14 protein-coding genes are annotated in these 17,996 nt (G+C 74.1%); 6 read left to right on the top strand and 8 right to left on the bottom strand.

Annotation, left to right across the window (positions count from 1 at the left end; genetic code table 11):
• Positions 1-2: 2 nt before the first annotated feature.
• Positions 3-1,472, bottom strand: a complete 1,470-nt coding sequence (locus tag OHS33_RS06345) for an amino acid permease (RefSeq protein WP_330329388.1) — start codon at positions 1,470-1,472, stop codon at positions 3-5.
• Positions 1,473-1,780: 308 nt separating this feature from the next.
• On the opposite strand from OHS33_RS06345, the gene OHS33_RS06350 reads away from it, so the two are divergent.
• The 6 genes from OHS33_RS06350 (at position 1,781) to OHS33_RS06375 (ending at position 10,173) form a co-directional block, all read left to right on the top strand.
• On the top strand, positions 1,781-2,815 hold the full coding sequence (locus OHS33_RS06350; protein ID WP_330329389.1) for a GDSL-type esterase/lipase family protein: 1,035 nt from the start codon (positions 1,781-1,783) through the stop codon (positions 2,813-2,815).
• Positions 2,816-2,834: 19 nt separating this feature from the next.
• Positions 2,835-3,701 carry a LytR/AlgR family response regulator transcription factor gene (locus OHS33_RS06355; protein ID WP_330329390.1) on the top strand — a complete coding sequence of 289 codons (867 nt, stop codon included), beginning with the start codon at positions 2,835-2,837 and terminating at the stop codon, positions 3,699-3,701.
• A 158-nt stretch (positions 3,702-3,859) separates the two neighbouring features.
• A complete protein-coding gene (locus OHS33_RS06360; protein ID WP_330329391.1) occupies positions 3,860-4,159 on the top strand; it encodes a hypothetical protein in 300 nt (99 codons plus the stop codon).
• 109 nt (positions 4,160-4,268) lie between these two features.
• Entirely contained in the window at positions 4,269-6,053 is a 1,785-nt protein-coding gene (locus OHS33_RS06365) for a sodium/solute symporter (RefSeq protein WP_330329392.1), read from the top strand.
• Positions 6,050-7,279, top strand: a complete 1,230-nt coding sequence (locus tag OHS33_RS06370) for a histidine kinase (RefSeq protein WP_330329393.1) — start codon at positions 6,050-6,052, stop codon at positions 7,277-7,279. Before OHS33_RS06365 ends, OHS33_RS06370 begins: the two co-directional genes overlap by 4 nt.
• Before the next feature lie 2 nt (positions 7,280-7,281).
• Positions 7,282-10,173 carry a LuxR C-terminal-related transcriptional regulator gene (locus OHS33_RS06375; RefSeq protein ID WP_330329394.1) on the top strand — a complete coding sequence of 964 codons (2,892 nt, stop codon included), beginning with the start codon at positions 7,282-7,284 and terminating at the stop codon, positions 10,171-10,173.
• Here OHS33_RS06375 and OHS33_RS06380 read toward each other — a convergent pair.
• From OHS33_RS06380 to OHS33_RS06410, 7 genes are all read right to left on the bottom strand, one after another.
• Positions 10,140-10,724: a sigma-70 family RNA polymerase sigma factor gene (locus OHS33_RS06380; RefSeq protein ID WP_330329395.1), complete on the bottom strand. Its 585-nt coding sequence runs from the start codon at positions 10,722-10,724 to the stop codon at positions 10,140-10,142. The two genes, OHS33_RS06375 and OHS33_RS06380, sit on opposite strands and share 34 nt — an antisense overlap.
• 265 nt (positions 10,725-10,989) lie before the next feature.
• A complete protein-coding gene (locus OHS33_RS06385) occupies positions 10,990-12,453 on the bottom strand; it encodes a GuaB1 family IMP dehydrogenase-related protein (RefSeq protein WP_330334931.1) in 1,464 nt (487 codons plus the stop codon).
• A 277-nt stretch (positions 12,454-12,730) separates the two neighbouring features.
• Positions 12,731-14,014: an IS701 family transposase gene (locus OHS33_RS06390; protein WP_443065251.1), complete on the bottom strand. Its 1,284-nt coding sequence runs from the start codon at positions 14,012-14,014 to the stop codon at positions 12,731-12,733.
• A 72-nt stretch (positions 14,015-14,086) separates the two neighbouring features.
• Positions 14,087-14,731, bottom strand: a complete 645-nt coding sequence (locus OHS33_RS06395; RefSeq protein ID WP_330329397.1) for a TMEM175 family protein — start codon at positions 14,729-14,731, stop codon at positions 14,087-14,089.
• Positions 14,732-14,817: 86 nt separating this feature from the next.
• Positions 14,818-15,159 carry a nuclear transport factor 2 family protein gene (locus OHS33_RS06400; protein ID WP_330329398.1) on the bottom strand — a complete coding sequence of 114 codons (342 nt, stop codon included), beginning with the start codon at positions 15,157-15,159 and terminating at the stop codon, positions 14,818-14,820.
• A gap of 50 nt (positions 15,160-15,209) precedes the next feature.
• Positions 15,210-16,679 (bottom strand): ATP-binding protein, encoded by a 1,470-nt coding sequence (locus OHS33_RS06405; protein ID WP_330329399.1) that lies wholly within the window; start codon positions 16,677-16,679, stop codon positions 15,210-15,212.
• 19 nt (positions 16,680-16,698) lie between these two features.
• Positions 16,699-17,964 (bottom strand): MFS transporter, encoded by a 1,266-nt coding sequence (locus OHS33_RS06410; protein ID WP_330329400.1) that lies wholly within the window; start codon positions 17,962-17,964, stop codon positions 16,699-16,701.
• Positions 17,965-17,996 lie beyond the last annotated feature (32 nt).

Genomic DNA, 17,996 nt, shown 5'->3' on the forward strand with positions numbered 1-17,996 from the left:
GATCACTTCTCTGCTGCGGCCGGTTCTGCTGCGGCCAGTCGGGAGCGGCGGATGCCGTAGAGGAAGTAGACCACGAGGCCCACGGCCATCCAGCCACCGAAGACCTGCCAGGTGACGGCGTCGAGGCTGAGCATGACCCAGCCGCAGGCGAGGAAGCCGAGGATCGGCGTGAGCGGGAACAGGGCCACCTTGAAGGTGCGCGGCAGGTCCGGGCGGGTGAAGCGCAGGATGATGACGGCCACGTTGACCAGGCCGAAGGCGAAGAGCGTGCCGATGCTGGTGGCGTCGGCCAGCTTGCCCAGCGGGATGGTGGCGGCGAGGAGTCCGCAGAAGAGGCCGACGATCGCGACGTTCGCGCGGGGCACGCCGGTGCGCGCGTTGACCTTGCCGAAGGCCTTGGGGACGAGGCCGTCGCGGGACATCGCGAAGAGGATGCGGGTCTGGCCGTAGAGCACGGCGAAGACCACCGAGGCGATGGCGACGACGGCGCCGGCGGCGAGGACAACGCCCCAGAAGGTGTGGCCCGTGACGTCGGTCATGATCTGGGCGAGCGCCGCCTCGGTGCCCTCGAAGTCCTGCCAGGGCATGGCGCCGACGGCGACAAAGGCGACGAGGACGTAGAGGACGGTGACGATCAGCAGCGAGAGCATGATCGCGCGGGGCAGGTCGCGCTTGGGGTTCTTGGCTTCCTCACCGGCGGTGGAGGCGGCGTCGAAGCCGATGTAGGAGAAGAAGAGCGTGCCGGCCGCGGCGGTGATGCCGTCCCTGCCGAGCGGGTTGAAGTTCGCGTAGTTGCCGGACTTGATGCCCACGACGCCGACGCCGATGAAGAGCAGCAGGGTGACGATCTTCACGCCGACCATGATCGAGTTGATCCGGGCGCTCTCCTTGGCTCCGCGCATGAGGAAGACCATGGCGAGCAGGACCACGACGAGCGCCGGCAGGTTGATGAAGCCGCCTTCGCCCAGCGGGGCGGAGATGCTCCCGGGGATCTTGACGCCTATCGTCCCGTCGAGGAATTCGTTGAGGTACTCGCCCCAGCCGACGGCGACCGCCGCGACGGAGACCCCGTACTCCAGGATCAGACACCAGCCGCAGACCCAGGCGACGAGCTCGCCCATGGTGGCGTAGGCGTACGAGTACGAGGATCCGGAGACCGGGACCGATCCGGCCAGCTCCGCGTAGGAGAGGGCGGAGAAGAGCGCGGTCAGGCCCGCGACGATGAAGGAAATCGTGACGGCGGGTCCGGCCTTGGGGACGGCCTCGCCGAGAACGACGAAGATGCCGGTGCCCAGGGTGGCGCCGATGCTGATCATGGTCAGCTGCCACATGGTGAGCGAGCGGCGCAGGGTGCCGCCCTCGCCCTGACCGCCCTCGGCGACCAGCTGGTCGACCGGCTTGCGGCGCAGCAGCGGGTGGGAGGGCCTGCGGGGCGGGGACGCGAGCGGTGGCGCCTGGCCGTGGTCGAGCACGAGGGGACTCCTTCTGACACTGCGGGATCGGAGAAAACGGCGTCGACCGCGGCGATCCTGAGCAGGGACAGGCAGAGCCTGGGCATGGGGGACCGCCGAGCAGGCAGTCGCACCACTCCACGTACAGCGAGTGAGCCTACGAGCTGGGATAAGGCGCCCGTAATGCATCATCCTTGCACATTGCCGCACGATCATTGCGCGGATCTGGCCGGAATGGTCCTTTGTTGCGCGCAGATGATCGATCAATGCGCGGACGCCATCGGACCCCCTTTCTTGACACTTCGTCAGATCTGCCGGAGCGTGCCGCCATGGACGTCGACGAGCGCTGGCTGGACCCCGGCCCCTTCCTGCGCGGGGTGGCCTGGCGGGAACGGGGCCGGGCGGTGCGCGCCGATCCCGCCGACACGGACCGGCTGCCCTGGGACACCGGCGAGCGGGCCACCCTGCCGATCGGGGTGCGGCTGGAGTTCACCGCCGGGCCCGGGGCGCACGCCGTGGAGATCCGCTACCGGGCCACCGTGCCCGGGCCCACCGACGCGCTGCGCGACCTCGCGCACGGCTTCGCCCTGTGGGACCGGTCCGGGCGGCGGGCCGAGGTGTTCACCGACCCGGCCGCGGAGGCCGTCGTACGCATGGGGCTGCCGCCCGGCGGCGGCCCCTTCACCCTCCACCCGCCCGAGGCGCAGGCCCCGCTGGTGCTCGGCCTGCGCGGGGTGGGCGGGCCGCTCGCCCCGGCGCCCGCCGCGCCGCGCTGGGTGGTGCACGGGGACTCCATCACCGAGGGCTGGTGGTCCACCCGCCCCGCCCACGGCTGGCCCGCCGTGACCGGCCGGGCGCTCGGCTGGGACACGGTCAACCTCGGCTACGCGGGGGCCGCCCGCGGCGAGCTGGCCACCGCCGAACAGCTCGCCACCCTGCCCGCCGACGCCCTGACCCTGGCCTTCGGCACCAACTGCTGGTCCCGGGTGCCGTTCTCCGTCCCCCTGCTGTACGAGACCACCCGCGCCTTCGTCGAGATCGTGCGCCAGGGGCACCCCCGGACCCCGCTGCTGCTCCTCTCCCCCGTCCTGCGCCCCGACGCCGAACGCACCCCGAACCGGCTCGGCGCCACCCTGGGCGCCCTGCGCGACGCGATGGAACGGGCGGTACTGGAGCGGATCGCGGCCGGGGATGGCCGCCTCGCGCTGCTCCCGGGCCGCGATCTGCTGGGCCCCGGCCACCTCGCCGACGGACTGCACCCCAACGACGAGGGGCACCGGGTGCTGGGGCTCGCGGTGGCCGCGGCCCTGCGCCGGGCCGGATTCGCCGACGCCCTCGGCGCACCCCGTTCCGCCCCCGGGTGAGCCTCCCTAGACTGCCCCCATGCTGCGCGTACTGGCCGTCGACGACGAGAAGCCGCTCCTGGAGGAGCTGCTCTACCTGCTGCGCTCCGACCCGCGGATCAGCACGGCGGCCGGGGCCTCGGACGCCACCGAGGCGCTGCGCCGCATCACCCTGGCCGTGGAGTCCGGCCCGGACGGGGCTGACGGCCTCGACGTGGTGTTCCTCGACATCCACATGGCGGGGCTGACCGGACTGGACATCGCCCGACTGCTCGCCGGGTTCAGCTCGCCGCCGCTGATCGTCTTCGTCACCGCCCACGAGGGCTTCGCCGTCCAGGCCTTCGACCTCAAGGCGGTGGACTACGTCCTGAAGCCGGTCCGGCCGGAGCGGCTGGCCGAGGCCGTGCGCCGGGCCTGCGCGCTGCTGGGCCAGGGCCGGGAGCCGGCCGCCGCTCCCGCCGCCCCGGCGTTCGCCCCGTACCCGGCGCCCGCACCCGTCGTCCCGGGCGGCCCGGCCTCCGCCACCGCCCCCACCGGCCCCGGCACCACCCCCGTCACCGTCGCGGACCGCGCCGCCGAACAGATCGCGGTCGAACTGGGCGGGGTGACCCGGTTCGTGGCCATCGCGGACATCGCGTACGTCGAGGCCCAGGGGGACTACGCCCGGCTGCACACCGGCGAGGGCAGCCACCTGGTCCGGATCCCGCTGTCCACGCTGGAGGAACGCTGGGCCGCGCGGGGCTTCGTACGGATACACCGGCGCCACCTGGTGGCGCTCGACCGGATCGACGAACTGCGCCTGGACGCGGGCACGACCAGCGTCCGGATCGGCGCCGCGGAACTCCAGGTGAGCCGTCGGCACGCCCGTGAGCTGCGCGATCTTCTGATGCGCAAGGCCACCGGCTGATCCCCGGCCACGACCGCCGGGCGCTGCGCGGGCACCGTTCGTCGCGCCGCACCGCGCGTACGGCGATCCGCCGGGCCCGTCGGCCGCAGGACCCGCCCGTTCGGCCCGCCGCCGGTCCGCCCGCCCCTATCGTGGATCTTCCGGGCGGGAGGAGCCAGATGTCCGAGATCCAGGCGCTGCTCGACGCGCTGAGCGGACTGCCCCGCACCCGGCCGTCCGGTCCGGCCGAGGCCGAGGCACTGCTGGCCCGGCTGCGCAGCGCGGCCGCGCGCTGGGCCGATGTCCTGTCGGAGGCCGACGAGGGCTGCCGCCAGCACCTGCCGCCGCGCGCGGAGGCCGCGCTGACCCTGGCCTTCCGGCGGGCCGAAGAGTCGTACGTGGAGCTGGAGATCGCCCGCCGCGACTGCGCCGAGCACCGCGACTGCGCGCGGCCGCACACCCACGACCGCATCCGCTGACTCCGGAGGGATCCACCTCCCGTCATTCGCCGGAACACGCCTGTCGCCCGCCGCGCCGCCGTGCCTAGAATCCTGTTCCCCCACCCCCTTCCCCCTCCGAGGCCGCACGGTGAACCAGACGTACGCGCTGAGCGCGGTCGCCGTCGTCGTCCTGGCGACGGTGCTGCTCGGCGGGCTCGGCCTGCGGATATCGCGCACCACCTCCGACTTCTACGTCGCCTCGCGCACCGTCGGCCCGCGGCTCAACGCGGCGGCCATCAGCGGGGAGTACCTCTCCGCCGCCTCCTTCCTCGGGATCGCCGGGCTGGTGCTGCTCCAGGGGCCGGAGATGCTCTGGTACCCGGTCGGGTACACGGCCGGGTACCTGGTGCTGCTGGTCCTGGTGGCCGCGCCGCTGCGCCGCTCGGGGGCCTACACCCTGCCCGACTTCGCGGAGGCGCGGCTGGAGTCGAGGGCGGTGCGCCGGATCGCGGTGGTCTTCGTCCTCGGCGTCGGCTGGCTGTACCTGCTGCCGCAGCTCCAGGGCGCCGGCCTGACCCTGCAGATCCTCACCGGCGCCCCGCACTGGGCGGGCGGGCTGGTGGTGGCCGTGGTGGTCACGGTGGCGGTGGGCGCGGGCGGCATGCGCAGCATCACCTTCGTGCAGGCCTTCCAGTACTGGCTCAAGCTCACCGCGCTGCTGGTCCCGGCCTTCTTCCTGATCGCCGCCTGGGCCGGGGACGGCGCGCCCCGCGCGACCTTCGACGCCCCCGCGGTGCTGCGGGAGCACACCTCGGTGACCCTCGCGCAGGAGGTGCGCATCACCCTGGACGCGCCGCTCGTCCTGCGCGTCACCGGCAGGGTCGACGGCCGGACGTACACGGGGGACCCGGTGCCGCTGGGCACCGGGGAGCACACCGTGGCCGCCCGGACCCGGCTGGAGTTCGCGGCGGGCAGCGCGCTGCCCAAGGCGCGCGCGGGCGCCGGGCCCGCCCGGCCCTCCTGGTCGCAGCCGCTCGCCGGGGACCGGGAGGAGTACCGGCTGTACGCGACGTACGGACTCATTCTCGCCACCTTCCTCGGCACCATGGGCCTCCCCCACGTCGCGGTGCGCTTCTACACCAGCCCCGACGGGCGGGCCGCCCGGCGCACCACCCTGGTCGTGCTCGGCCTGGTCGGCGCGTTCTACCTGCTGCCGCCGGTCTACGGGGCGCTCGGCCGGATCTACGCTCCCGAACTCGCCCTCACCGGGGACACCGACGCGGCGGTCCTGGTGCTGCCCGCACGGATGGTCGGCGGGATGACCGGTGACCTGCTGGGCGCACTGCTCGCCGCGGGCGCCTTCGCCGCGTTCCTGTCCACCGCCTCCGGGCTGACGATGGCCGTGGCCGGGGTGCTGCACCAGGACGTGCTGCCCGCCCGGCGCCTGGGCGTCCCGCGGGGGGCGGGGGCCTTCCGGCTCTCGGTGCTGGTGGCGATGGCGGTGCCGCTGGCGGGCGGGGTGCTCGCCTCGCACGTGCCGGTCGCGGACGCGGTGGGGCTGGCCTTCGCGGTGTCGGCCTCCTCCTTCTGCCCGCTGCTGGTGCTGGGGATCTGGTGGCCCCGGCTGACCCCGCCCGGCGCGGTCGCCGGGCTGGTGGCCGGGGGCGGGGCGGCGCTCGGCGCGGTGCTGGCGACCCGGGCCGGACTGGCCCCCGCGGGCTGGGCGACCACCCTGCTCGCCTGGCCGGCCGCCTGGTCGGTGCCGCTCGGATTCCTGACGATGGTGCTGGTGTCGCTGGCCACCCCGGCGCGGGTGCCGAAGGGGACGGCGGCCACCCTGGCCCGGCTGCACCTGCCCGAGCAGCTGGTGCGCGGCCGCTCCGGGAGCCGCCCCGCCGAACGCCCCGCCGAGCGGCTCGGGGACGGCCGGTGACCGGGGCCGCGCTCTTCGCGCTGTCCGCCGCGGCCGCCGTGGTCCTGGCGCTGGGCTACGGACTGGGGCGGCTGCACGCGCGCCGGGCCGGGCGGACCGCGTCCGGCCTCGGCACCCCGGTGGAGCGGGCCACCTTCCACACCCTGCACACCGCCTCGCTGGCCGCGCCCCCGCTGCGCGCCGGGCTCACCGAGGACACCGCCCGCAAGGCCGCCCGGCGGCTGCGCTCGCTCCTCGGCACCGAGGCGCTGTGCCTGACCGACCGGGAGAAGGTGCTGGCCTGGGACGGTCCGGGGGCCGGACACCACGAACGGCGGGCGATGGAACGGGCCGCCGAACTCCTCGACTCGGGGCGCAGCCGCAGCGGCCGCACGGACTGCCGCGAGCCCGGCTGCACCCTGAAGTGGGAGGTCATCGCCCCGCTCACCGGGGAGGACGGGGTGCTGGGCACGCTGGTGGCGTACGGGTCCCAGGAGTCGGCGGTCCTGGTGCGGGCCGCGACCGAGGTGGCCCGCTGGGTCTCCGTACAGCTGGAGCTCTCGGAACTGGACCGCTCACGGACCCGGCTGATGGAGGCCGAGATCAGGGCGCTGCGGGCGCAGATCTCACCGCACTTCATCTTCAACTCGCTGGCCGCGATCGCCTCCTTCGTCCGGACCGATCCGGAGCGGGCCCGCGAACTGCTGCTGGAGTTCGCCGACTTCACCCGCTACTCGTTCCGGCGGCACGGTGACTTCACCACCCTCGCGGACGAGTTGCGCTCGATCGAGCAGTACCTGGCCCTGGCCGGGGCCCGGTTCGGGGACCGGCTGAAGGTGACCCTGCGGGTCGCCCCCGAAGTGCTGCCGGTGGCGCTGCCGTTCCTGTGCCTGCAGCCCCTGGTCGAGAACGCGGTCAAGCACGGCCTGGAGGACTCGGCCAGGGAGTGCCGGATCACCATCACGGCCCGGGACGCGGGTCCGGAGGCGGTGCTGACCATCGAGGACAACGGGGTGGGGATGGAACCCGCCGTGCTGCGCCGGGTCCTGGCTGAGGAACAGCCCGGCTGCGGGACCGGCATCGGGCTGCCCAATGTGGACCAGCGGATGCGCCAGGTCTTCGGCGACGACTACGGGATGCTCTTCGAGACGGCGGTCGGCGAGGGCATGAAGATCACCGTGAGGATCCCCAAGTACCGTGCCGGGGTGCACAGTTCGGCCCCGGCGGACCGACCCTCCGGGCGCTGAGCGTGCGGTCGGCCGCCGCCGGGCGGGCAGGGTGCGCGGAGGCGGTACGGGCCTGGGCGCGCGGGGCCGCCGGGCCGGGCGGCGGCGCCCTGACCGTGGAGGGCGAGCCGGGCGCGGGCCGCACCACCCTGCTCCGGGCCGCCCTCGCGGAGGCCGCGCGCGGCGGCTTCCGGGTGCGGTTCGCGGCGGCCGAGGGGCCGGGGCTGCCGCTGCGCGCGGCCCTGGACTGCCTGTACCCCGACGGCTGCGGGGCGGCGGGCTCCGCGCAGCGGGCGGCCGTCATCGCTCTGCTGCGGGAGGCGGGGCCCGCCCCGGGGTCCACCGGATCCGGGGGCGCGCTGCTGGCGGCCATGGACCTGCTGGTGACGGGGGTCCGGGAGGAGTGCGCCGGGGGTCCGCTGCTGCTGGCCCTGGACGACGTGCACGCCGCGGACCCGGCGTCTCTGCTGGTGTGGCGGCGCCTCGCCCGGGCGGGGGCCGACGGGCTGCCGGTTCGCCTCGCCGTGACCCGGCGGCCACTGCCCCGGCGGCCCGAGGTCGACCACCTGTGGGCGGCGCTGCTCGCGGTGGGCGGCGGCTGCGCGGTGCGGCTGGAGCCGCTGACCGGCGATGAGTCGGCGGCGCTGGTCCGGGAGCTGCTCGGGGCCCCGCCCGGGCCTCGACTGCGGGAGGCGGCGGCCCGCGCGGGCGGCAATCCACGGCTGCTGCGGGAGCTGCTGGCCCAGTGGTCGGGGGCGGGGCTGCTACGGGTGCGGCGCGCGGGCTCCGCGGACCAGGCCGAACTCACCGTCGCCGAGGACGAGTTACCGGCGGCCCCGGCCGCCATCGCCCAGGGGCTGGACTGCCTCTCCCCCGGCGCGCACGCCACCCTGCGGCACGCGACGCTGCTGGGCGCGGAGTTCACCGTCGCGGAGCTGGGGCTCGTACGGGCGCGGCCCGTGCGGGAGTTGGCGGCGGAGCTGGAGGAGCCGGTGCTGGCCGGGGTACTGGAGGACGCGGGCGCGCGGCTGCGGTTCCGCCAGCCCGCGCTGCGGGAGGCGCTGTACGGGACGCTGCCGGGGGCGGTGCGCGCGGCCCTGCACCAGGCGGCGGCGCGGGCCTTCGCCGAGGCCGCGGCCACGGACGGCCCGGACGCCGGGTCCGCCCCCGCGCGGATCGCCGAGCAGCTCCTGGACGGCGGGCCGCTCGCCCCCTGGGCGCTGCGCTGGCTGGCCGGCGCGGCCCAGCCCCTGATCGCCGCGGCCCCGGGCCCCGCCGCGGAACTGATCCAGCGCGCCGTCACCCAGACCCGCACGGCCGCCCACGCCGCCCCCGGCGCCCCCGCGGAATTGGATGAGCTGGAGGAGCGGCTCGCGGATGCGGCGCTGCTGCTGCGCAGGCCGGAGTCGGTGGCGTTGCTGGAGGCGCTGCGGGCGCGCGCCGGGGATCCGGACCGGCTGGCGGCCCTGGAGTTCAAGCTGGTGTCGGCGCTGATGATCCAGGGGGACATGGACCGGGCGCTGGCGGTCACGGAGCGGGCCCTGGCCGAGCCGTTCCCCTCGGTCGCGTGGCGGCTGCGGCTGGACGCCTGCCGGGTGCTGGCCCTCGCGGACCTCGGGCGGGCCGGGCGGGCGCACGAGCTGGCGGCGGCGGTGGTGGAGCGGGCGGACCGGCTGGGCGATCCGCTGTGCGGCGCGGAGGCCCATCACGCCATGGCCTACGCCCTGTTCCACCTGGGCCGCGCCCGGGCCTCGCTGCGCCATGTCGCCGAGGGGATCGCCTGCGCGCGGCGCACCCCGGCCGCCAACGACATGCGGTTGCTGCTGCTCGCGAACCTGGCCGAGGGGCACACCCGGCTGGAGGAGCCGGAGGCCGTGGCGGGGGCGCTGCGCGAGGCGCGGCAGCTGGCGGCGGAGACCCGCTCGACCGGGCGGCTCGCGGTGACCGAGACCCGGCTGGCGGAGTTCCGCTACCGGCTCGGGGACTGGGACGCGGCCCTGGCCGGGGTGGCCCGGGCGCGCCGGCTGCCCGCGTCCGACGGGTGGCTGCCCGCCGCCCTGCACGGGCTGCGGGCGCTGGTGCTGGGCCACCGCGACGAGCCGGAGGCGGCGCGGGCGGAGCTGGCCGCGCTGCCCGACGGGGCGACGGCGACGGACCCGGCCCTGCGCTACTGCGGGCACCTGCTGCTGGCCCGGGCACTGCTGGCGGAGCGGGACGGCCGGACGGGTGCGGCGCTGGCCGCGCTGGTGCCCGTACTGGAGCGGGACGGGCCCGCGGCGACGGCCCACGAGCACCCCTGGACGCTGTCGGAGATCGTCCGGCTGGCCCTGGAGAGCGGGGATCCGGGCACGGCGCGGGCGGCGGTGGCCGCGTGCGTGGACGCGGTGCGGGCCCAGCCGGAGCACCCGGGCGCGGCGACCGCCCTGCTGCGCTGCCGGGGGCTGTTCGGGCAGGACCCGGGGCTGCTGCGGGAGGTGGTGGCACGGGGCGAGCGGGGCTGCTGGCCGCTGCTGCCGGGCCGGGCCCTGGAGGACCTCGCGGTGGCGCTGGCCTGGCGGGGCGATCTGGCCGGGTCCCGGGACGCGCTGACGCGGTCGGTGGCGGTGTACGAGGGGCTGGGCGCGCGGTGGGACATCACGCGGGCGGACGCCCGGCTGCGCAGACTGGGGGTGCGCCGGGGCAGCCGGGGGCCACGGCGCACGGCGGCCAGCGGGTGGGAGGCGCTGACGCCCGCCGAGCTGAAGGTGGCGCTGCTGGTGGCGCGGGGGCGGTCGAACCCGGAGATCGCGCGGGCGCTGTTCCTGTCCCGGCGGACGGTGCAGACCCATGTGTCGCACATCCTGGGGAAGTTGCAGGTCCGCTCGCGGGCCGAGGTCGCCGCTCACGCGGCGGGCCGCAGCGCCGCCGATGACTGAACCCGGCCGGGTCCGTAGCCGGGCAGTGCGCTCCTGAGGGCGCGCAGGGCGTAGTGCGTACGGGACTTGACGGTCCCGGCGGGTATCCCGAGCGCCTCGGCGGTCTCGGTGACGGAGGCGCCCCGGAAGTAGATCTGGACGAGGACGGCGCGGTGTTCGCGGCTGAGCGAGCGCAGGGCGAGGCGCAGGTCGAGCGCCGCGACGGCCCGCTCGGCCGTGTCGTCGGCGTACGGGAGCTGCTCCAGCGCGTCGGCGGCGACCTCGGTGGGCCGCACCAGGCGGGCCCGGCGCGCGTCGATGGCGAGCCGGCGGCCGACGGTGAAGAGCCAGGGGCGCGGCGAGGGGTGGGCGTCGTTGGCGAGCGCCTCGGGGTGGGTCCAGACCCGGAACAGGGTTTCCTGTACGAGGTCCTCGGCGCGCTGGCGGTCCCCGTGGGTGAGGGCGAGGAGGAAGCCGTAGAGGGCGCGGCCGTGTTCCCGCTGGAGCCGTTCGAGCGCGCCGTCTTCGGTGCGGGGGTACGGGCGGGGGCGGGCCAGGGTGGTGGTCGTCATCGTCACTCCTTCGTGGGCGCCGGTGATCCGAGCGTGACCGAGGAGCGGCGGGGAGTTATCCGCCGGATGGCGGACCGGGGGCGGAAGGCCGGTGGACGGCCGTTCGGCGCGACGAACGGTCCGCGCCGCGCGACGGGCGGTGCGCAGGCGCGACCCGGCGGGGCGGCGCGGGGCAGGGCGCGGCGGGGCAGCGGGAACGACCGCGGCCCCCGGCCCGTCCTGGAGCGGACGGGCCGGGGGCCGTGGGGTGGAGATCGGGGAGGTACTAGCTCCAGCTGGCGTGCAGCGGCTTGCCCTCGGCGTAACCGGCGGCGGACTGGATGCCCACGACGGCCTTCTCCTCGAACTCGGCGAGCGAGCCCGCACCGGCGTAGGTGCAGGAGGAGCGGACGCCCGCAATGATCGAGTCGATCAGGTCCTCGACGCCCGGGCGGGCCGGGTCGAGGAACATGCGGGAGGTGGAGATGCCCTCTTCGAACAGCGCCTTGCGGGCGCGGTCGTAGGCGGACTCCTCGGAGGTGCGGTTGCGCACGGCGCGCGCGGAGGCCATGCCGAAGGACTCCTTGTACAGACGGCCGTCGGCCGCCTGCTGGAGGTCGCCCGGGGACTCGTACGTACCGGCGAACCAGGAGCCGATCATCACGTTGGACGCACCGGCGGCGAGCGCCATGGCCACGTCGCGCGGGTGCCGGACGCCGCCGTCGGCCCAGACGTGCTTGCCGTGCTTCTTCGCCTCGGCCGCGCACTCCAGGACCGCGGAGAACTGCGGGCGGCCCACGCCGGTCATCATGCGGGTGGTGCACATGGCGCCGGGGCCCACACCGACCTTGATGATGTCCGCGCCGGCCTCGATGAGGTCCTTGACGCCCTCGGCGGCGACGATGTTGCCCGCGACGATCGGGACCTGCGGGTCGAGCGCCCGTACGGTCTTGATCGCGTGGATCATCGACTCCTGGTGGCCGTGGGCCGTGTCGATGACGATGGTGTCGACGCCCGCGTCGAGCAGCTGCTTGGCCTTGACGGCGAAGTCGCCGTTGATGCCGACGGCGGCCGCGATGCGCAGCTTGCCGTTGGCGTCGGTGGCGGGGGTGTAGAGCGTCGCGCGCAGCGCGCCCTTGCGGGTCAGGATGCCGACGAGGCGGCCGTCCTTGTCGACGGCGGGGGCCAGCTTGCGGTGGCCCGCGTCGAGCTGGTTGAAGGCCTCGCGGGGGTCGATGTCGGCGTCGATGAGCAGCAGCTCCTTCGACATGACCTCGGAGAGCTGGGTGAAACGGTCCACGCCGGACAGGTCGTGCTCGGTGACGACGCCGATCGGGCGGTTGTCGGCGTCGACGACGACACCGGCGCCATGCGCCCGCTTGGGCAGCAGGGACAGCGCGTCGGCGACGGTCTGCGTGGGGGCCAGCGTGATCGGGGTGTCGAGCACGTGGTGGCGGGTCTTGACCCACGAGATGACGTCGGTGACGACCTCGATCGGGATGTCCTGCGGGATGACGACGATGCCGCCGCGGCGGGCGACGGTCTCGGCCATCCGGCGGCCCGCGATCGCGGTCATGTTGGCGACCACGAGGGGAATGGTGGTGCCGGTCCCGTCGGGCGAGGAGAGGTCGACGGCCTGACGGGAGCCCACCGAGGAACGGCTGGGCACCATGAACACATCGTCGTACGTGAGGTCGTACGGCGGCTTCAGGTCATTGAGGAAACGCACGTGCTGAACATCCCAGTCGATCGGAGGGGCCGCCTGCCCTGGCGGGGCAGCCGAGGAAACGCACGTACTTCATTCTCCCATGTCCTGGCGTTGGCGCGGGCAGGGCCGATCGTCCAGGACGGGGTGGGCCGAGTGGTTGTTTCCTACGGGACTTTAGTCCCGGCCGGGGGGTACGGAAAGGATGTCGGCCGCCTTTTCCCGCACGAATGCACCCCAGAGGCGTGATCCACACCAAAACGGACCACCCTGCTCCACTCCGCGCCACGCGCGTAGCGTGCGGTCGCGGAGTGGCCCGGGGTCAGCGGATGAACTCCCGGTGGGCGCTCTGGCCCGGGATCAGCGGCCGGGGCGGCAGCACCGCCGGGGTGGGGCGGGAGGGGCCGGGGGGCCGGACCGGGCCGGGGTACGGATCGGACGCGGCGCGCCCGCGCGCGCCCAGCAGGGTCGCGGCGTGGGCGACGCTGGCGAGGGTGGCGTGGTGGTGCCAGCCCCGGAAGGAGCGGCCTTCGAAATCGCGGATGCCGACGGGTTCGCAGATCCCGGCGAAGTCGAGGGAGACCCGGTCGGTGAGCTTGGCCAGCAGGAAGAGCTGGGCGAGCGGCCGGTCGCCGATGTTGGTGATCCAGAATTCGGAGGGCAGCAGGGCGGCCTCGGTCCAGGCCCCGACGAGCAGCAGCGGGGCCGGCGCGGCCGGTGGGGTGCGTTCGTCCAGGGGCGTGCCGAGGACGGCGGCGGCGGTCAGCAGGGTGACGGCGCCCTCGCCGCGGCCGTGCCGGGTCCACTCGACGACCCGGCGCTGCGAGCGCAGGGAGTCGATGAGCTCGCGGGCGGGCGCGGTGTGCGGTCCGGGTTTGTGGCGGCCCGCGCCCCCGAAGGACACCGGCAGGGAGCCGTCCACCTTCAGAACGAAGGGGATGTCCTGGAGGGAGAAGGACTCGATGGTGTGCGCGATGTCGGTGTTGGCGACCTCCATCACCACCGGCCTGCGCTGGAGCTGCCAGGTGGCGGCCATCCGCTGGACGGCGCCCACGGCGTCCTGCGCGGGGGTGAGCGAGCGGGCGGTGTCGGGGATGCCGGCGCGGCGGCGGTGCAGGAGTTCGCTGGTCCAGGGCCCGGGGAGGGTGAGGGTCCATTCGACGGGGAAGCTCGCTTCGCTGGAGGCGAGCCAGATGCCGCCCGCCTGCTGGCAGTTGGCGGTCCGGCCGAGCTGGGGGACGAACTGGCGGCCGACCCCGACCGAGCGGTCGCCGGCCTTCTCGATGACCATGGGCTGCACCACCCAGGCCAGCGGGCGCTGGGCGGTGCGTTCGAGGTGCTGGGCGAGGGACCGGCGTACCGGGGTCCAGTCCCAGGGGGACTTGCTGATGAATTGCTGGAGGCTCTGCTCCACGGAACTCGCGCCGGTTCCCGCGATATTCCGGATGGTCTTCTTGCCGCTGGTCCGTACGAGGCCGTTCAGATATACGCGGGCCCAGTTCCGCTGGTCCCGCCGGGGTAACGACTCGAAGAACAGTGAGATCAGAACATCGATCAATTCGGAGATATCCTTGGCGGATTCCTCCGGCAGGACTACGCGAGCCATCCGGGCCTCCCCCGCGACCAGCTAGATCCAATACCCTACTTGACCGGTGAGATCGGCCGTAGGCCCCTGCGGCTACTTCATGAGGTCGCTGCCACTTTCGAGCCGCTCTTCCTGTACCACGAGGGGGATGGGGATCTGGTTCGCCGCATAGTAGAGCGCGATCACGAAGTGTGCGACGAGAGTGAGAGGTGCGGAGAAGAAGGACAGGAGCACGGTGCAGGGGTAGGCGATGGCTCCCAGACCGAAGCGCATCCGGGTGGCCCGGGCGCCTTCGCGGTCGACGTGTTCGTGGAAGAGGTGGCCCACGCGCGTGACGTACCACCAGAAGCCGAGATAGGCGAGGGCGTACACGACGGTCCACGAGCTGTAGAGGATGGCGGCCGCGTTGGCCGAATCCCCGTCGTCCAGGTGCTCGGCGAGCACGGAGGTGGTCCACGGGATCACCGAAACCACCATCAGCACCAAGAGATTCAGGAACAGCAGGGGCCGGTCCACCTTCCTGAGGTGAATGAAGATGGTGTGGTGGTTGACCCACATGACGCCGATGATGAGGAAACTCACGACGTACGCCGCGTAATGCGGCCACTGCGCCCACAATCCGTGCCAGAGTGCGGATCCGGTTTCTTCCGGGACCTTGATCTCCAGCACGAGAATCGTGATGACAATGGCGAACACGCCGTCGCTGAACGCCTCGACGCGCCCGGTTTCCGATTCCATGACCTCCCCTTCGCCCCACTGCTCCGCGTGTGCGGGGAGGGGCGCTTCCCCCACCCTCCCCGCACACGCTACCCAGATATCGGGTGTCAGCCGCCGAACCCGGCGGTCTGGCGCCAGATCCGGCCATCGCGGACGACGAGTGTCCCGAACGCGTGCTCCGGTTCACCGTTGAGGTTCATGATCGCCCGGTAGAAGATCGTGTCTTCCGTCTCGATGTACTCCTGGAGTTCGACCAGTGTGGGCTTCACCGTGAGATAGCCGGTGAAGGTCTCCCGTACCGCGTCGATTCCGACCGAGACGCCTTCGAATCGAAGGAGCACGGCGTCGTCGGTGTAGTTCTTCATGACCGCCTCGATGTCCAGGGCGGCCAGCGCCTCCATCTGGCGGACGAAGACCGGGTGCAGCTTGGCGATGTCGTATGTGGCCATGTCGACTCCCTCTCAACTGGGGTGGGTTGGTGCGCGGGGCGGCCGGACGGTCAGGTGGCGGCGGGATCGGCGAGCGGGGCCGGGGCCAGCGGGAGCCGGACCACCATGCGCGTCTCGCCCGGCCGGGACCGGGCCACGATCGACCCGTGGTGGCGCTGGGTGACGATGCGGTAGCTCAGGTGCAGTCCGAGGCCGGTGCCCTTGCCGACGTCCTTGGTGGTGTAGAACGGCTCGAAGATCCGGGGCAGGGAGCTTTCGGGGATGCCGCGGCCGGTGTCGGAGATCTCCACGACCATGCACACCCCCTCGGCGCGGGCACGCAGCGTGAGCACTCCGGAGCCCTCCATGGCCTCGGCCGCGTTGTCGACCAGGTTGGTCCACACCTGGTTCAGCTCGCTGGGGTAGCCCGTCAGTTCGGGCAGACCGGGTTCGTACGCGCGCACGATGCTGATCCCGGAGAGCTTGGACCGCAGCACGACCAGCGTGTTCTCCAGTCCGTCGGTCACCGCGAACCGCTGCTCGGGGGCGCGGTCCAGATTGGCGTAATCCCGGGTGGCCGAGACGAGGTGCGAGATCCGGGGTCCGGCGGCCCGCAACTCGGCTGCCAGGGACCGGATTTCGAGCAGGGCCGCCAGGTGGTCGAGGGCGGCGGGCAGCGCCGGTTCGCCGATCCCCTCAAGCCGTTCCAGCAGCCAGCCCAGTTCCAGCCCGAGGTCGGAGACCCCGGCGCCGAGCAGCCCGGGGCGTTCCACCCCCGTCTCCTCGGCCCAGTCGCTGATCTCCTCCTCGGCGTCCGCCTGGGCCAGGGGGTCGGTGGTGGCGGGCGGCGGGACCTTGTCCAGCTCGTCGGCGATCCGGTCGAGTACGGCGCGCTCGGCGCCGGTGGCGGCGGCGCCCCAGGACTGCGCGGTCGCGGTGAGCCGGTCCAGCGCGGGGGCCAGTTCCTGGGCGGCCCGGGCGACGGCCGCCGCCGGGTTGTTCAGCTCGTGCGCCAGGCCCGCCGCGAGGGTGCCGAGCGCTTCCACGGTGGCCCGTTTGCGGGCCTGGATCTCGGAGGACTTGATCCGCCAGGCCAGGACCGGCAGCAGGACGGCGGCCACCCCGTGGCAGCGGGTCAGCATCTCGAAGAAGACCGGCCGGGGGTAGGCGACGACGGTGGTGGCGGGCCCGCTGGCGGCCGCGGTGGCCACGTACGCCCCTTCGGTGAGCAGGGGCAGTTCGCCGGTGAACCGGTGGGCCGCGGAGGGCTTGCCGTCGTGTTCCTCGGCGGCGGCGCTCTCCTCCTCGGTGGAGTGCCGGGTGAGCACCTCCTCGCGGCCGTCGACGACCTTGGTGACGACCAGCCCGCCGGAGAGCAGCACGTGGAAGGCGGTGGCCTCCTCGCCGTCGCGGAAGAGCACTTCGCCGTCGGCGAGCACCCGGGGTGCGGAGACGGAGGCCAGCCAGTCGAGCTGGTCCCCGGTGAGCGCGGCGAAGATCTCCAGCTGGGCCAGGGCGGTGCGCAGCTCGGGCAGGTTCATGTCGTGCTCCCCTCCGGGTTCATGCCGTGCTCCCATCGGCCCGGGTGCGGGCGGCCAGTCGCAGGGTCACCAGCAGGGCCAGCGCGCAGACGGCGGCGACGGCGGTCATGAAGCCGACCGAGGTGCGGTGCAGCCCGTGGATGTTGGTGAGCAGCCCGGCGAGGACGGCCGGGACGCTCATGGCGAGGTACGCGAACACGTAGACGGCGGCGGTCAGTTCGCCGCGGTGCGCCGGGTCCGCCAGGGCGGCGAGGGCCCGGAAGGAGCCGAGGAAGGCGGCGCCCCAGCCGGCCCCCAGGACGGCGGTGCCGATCAGGAAGACGGCGGCCGAGCGCAGTCCCAGGGCCAGCAGGACCAGGCCGAGTCCGGCGAGCAGCCCGCACAGGCCGATCACGGCGGTCCGCAGGGCCTCGGTGCGGCCGAGGAGCAGCTGGGCGGTGGTGGCGGCGCCCGCGAGGAGGGCCACGGTGGCGCCGCCGACGAGGTAGTTGGTGCTCTGGAGCAGGGAGAGCGCCAGGTGCGGGCCCAGCGAGAGGTAGAAGCCGCCGACCGACCAGACGGCGACGATGGTCAGGACGAGGACGGCGAAGCGGCGCCGGACCGGGGCCGGTACGCCGATCCGGTGCGGGCTCAGCGCGAAGCCGCGGCGCGGCCGGGCGGCGCCGGGGGCGCTCTCCCGCATCCGCGCCACCCCGATCAGGGTGAGCGCGAAGGCGCCGATGAGCAGGAGGTAGCTGAGCGCGGTGGGCGCGGGCCCGTACTGCACCAGCAGTCCCGCGCCGAGCCCGCCGAGCCCGATCCCGACGGTGGGTCCGGCGCTGTTGACCTGGGCGCCGAGCGCGGGGCGGGAGCGGGGGGCCAGTTCGAGGAGTCCGGCGCCCATGGCTCCGGTGGCCAGTCCGACGGCGAGCCCCTGCACGGCGCGGGCGGCGAGCAGCCAGCCGAGGCCCTGGGCCCCGGCGAAGAGGCCCATGGAGACGATCGCGAGGAGCAGCCCGGCGCCGAGCACCGGGCGCCGTCCGACGGTGTCGGAGAGGGAGCCGAAGAGCAGCAGTCCGCCGAGCACGGTGACGGCGTACAGGGCGAAGACCACGGTGATCATGCCGGAGGAGAGGTCCCACTTCTCCTGGTAGAGCACGTAGAGGGCGGAGGGGACGGAGGAGGAGAGCATCAGGAGCACGAGGACCGCGCCGATCACCCAGAAGCCGGAGCCTCTGGAGGACACGGCCGCCCCGCCGGCAGGGTGCACCGTCACTCCCGTGGTCGTCTTGGGCAGGTGGGCCACTGCTCTCACTCCCCCGTGGTCCGTGGTTCCCG

The sequence above is a fragment of the Streptomyces sp. NBC_00536 genome (assembly GCF_036346295.1).
In the GTDB taxonomy this organism is placed as follows: domain Bacteria; phylum Actinomycetota; class Actinomycetes; order Streptomycetales; family Streptomycetaceae; genus Streptomyces.

What these genes read in the sequence shown, in the direction of transcription:
- OHS33_RS06380 (WP_330329395.1), bottom strand. Translation starts at nt 10,724, where the DNA reads ATGACGACCACCACCCTGGCCCGCCCCCGCCCGTACCCCCGCACCGAA.
- OHS33_RS06400 (WP_330329398.1), bottom strand. Translation starts at nt 15,159, where the DNA reads ATGGCCACATACGACATCGCCAAGCTGCACCCGGTCTTCGTCCGCCAG.
- OHS33_RS06405 (WP_330329399.1), bottom strand. Translation starts at nt 16,679, where the DNA reads ATGAACCTGCCCGAGCTGCGCACCGCCCTGGCCCAGCTGGAGATCTTC.
- OHS33_RS06390 (WP_443065251.1), bottom strand. Translation starts at nt 14,014, where the DNA reads ATGGCTCGCGTAGTCCTGCCGGAGGAATCCGCCAAGGATATCTCCGAA.
- OHS33_RS06395 (WP_330329397.1), bottom strand. Translation starts at nt 14,731, where the DNA reads ATGGAATCGGAAACCGGGCGCGTCGAGGCGTTCAGCGACGGCGTGTTC.
- OHS33_RS06355 (WP_330329390.1), top strand. Translation starts at nt 2,835, where the DNA reads ATGCTGCGCGTACTGGCCGTCGACGACGAGAAGCCGCTCCTGGAGGAG.
- OHS33_RS06360 (WP_330329391.1), top strand. Translation starts at nt 3,860, where the DNA reads ATGTCCGAGATCCAGGCGCTGCTCGACGCGCTGAGCGGACTGCCCCGC.
- OHS33_RS06350 (WP_330329389.1), top strand. Translation starts at nt 1,781, where the DNA reads ATGGACGTCGACGAGCGCTGGCTGGACCCCGGCCCCTTCCTGCGCGGG.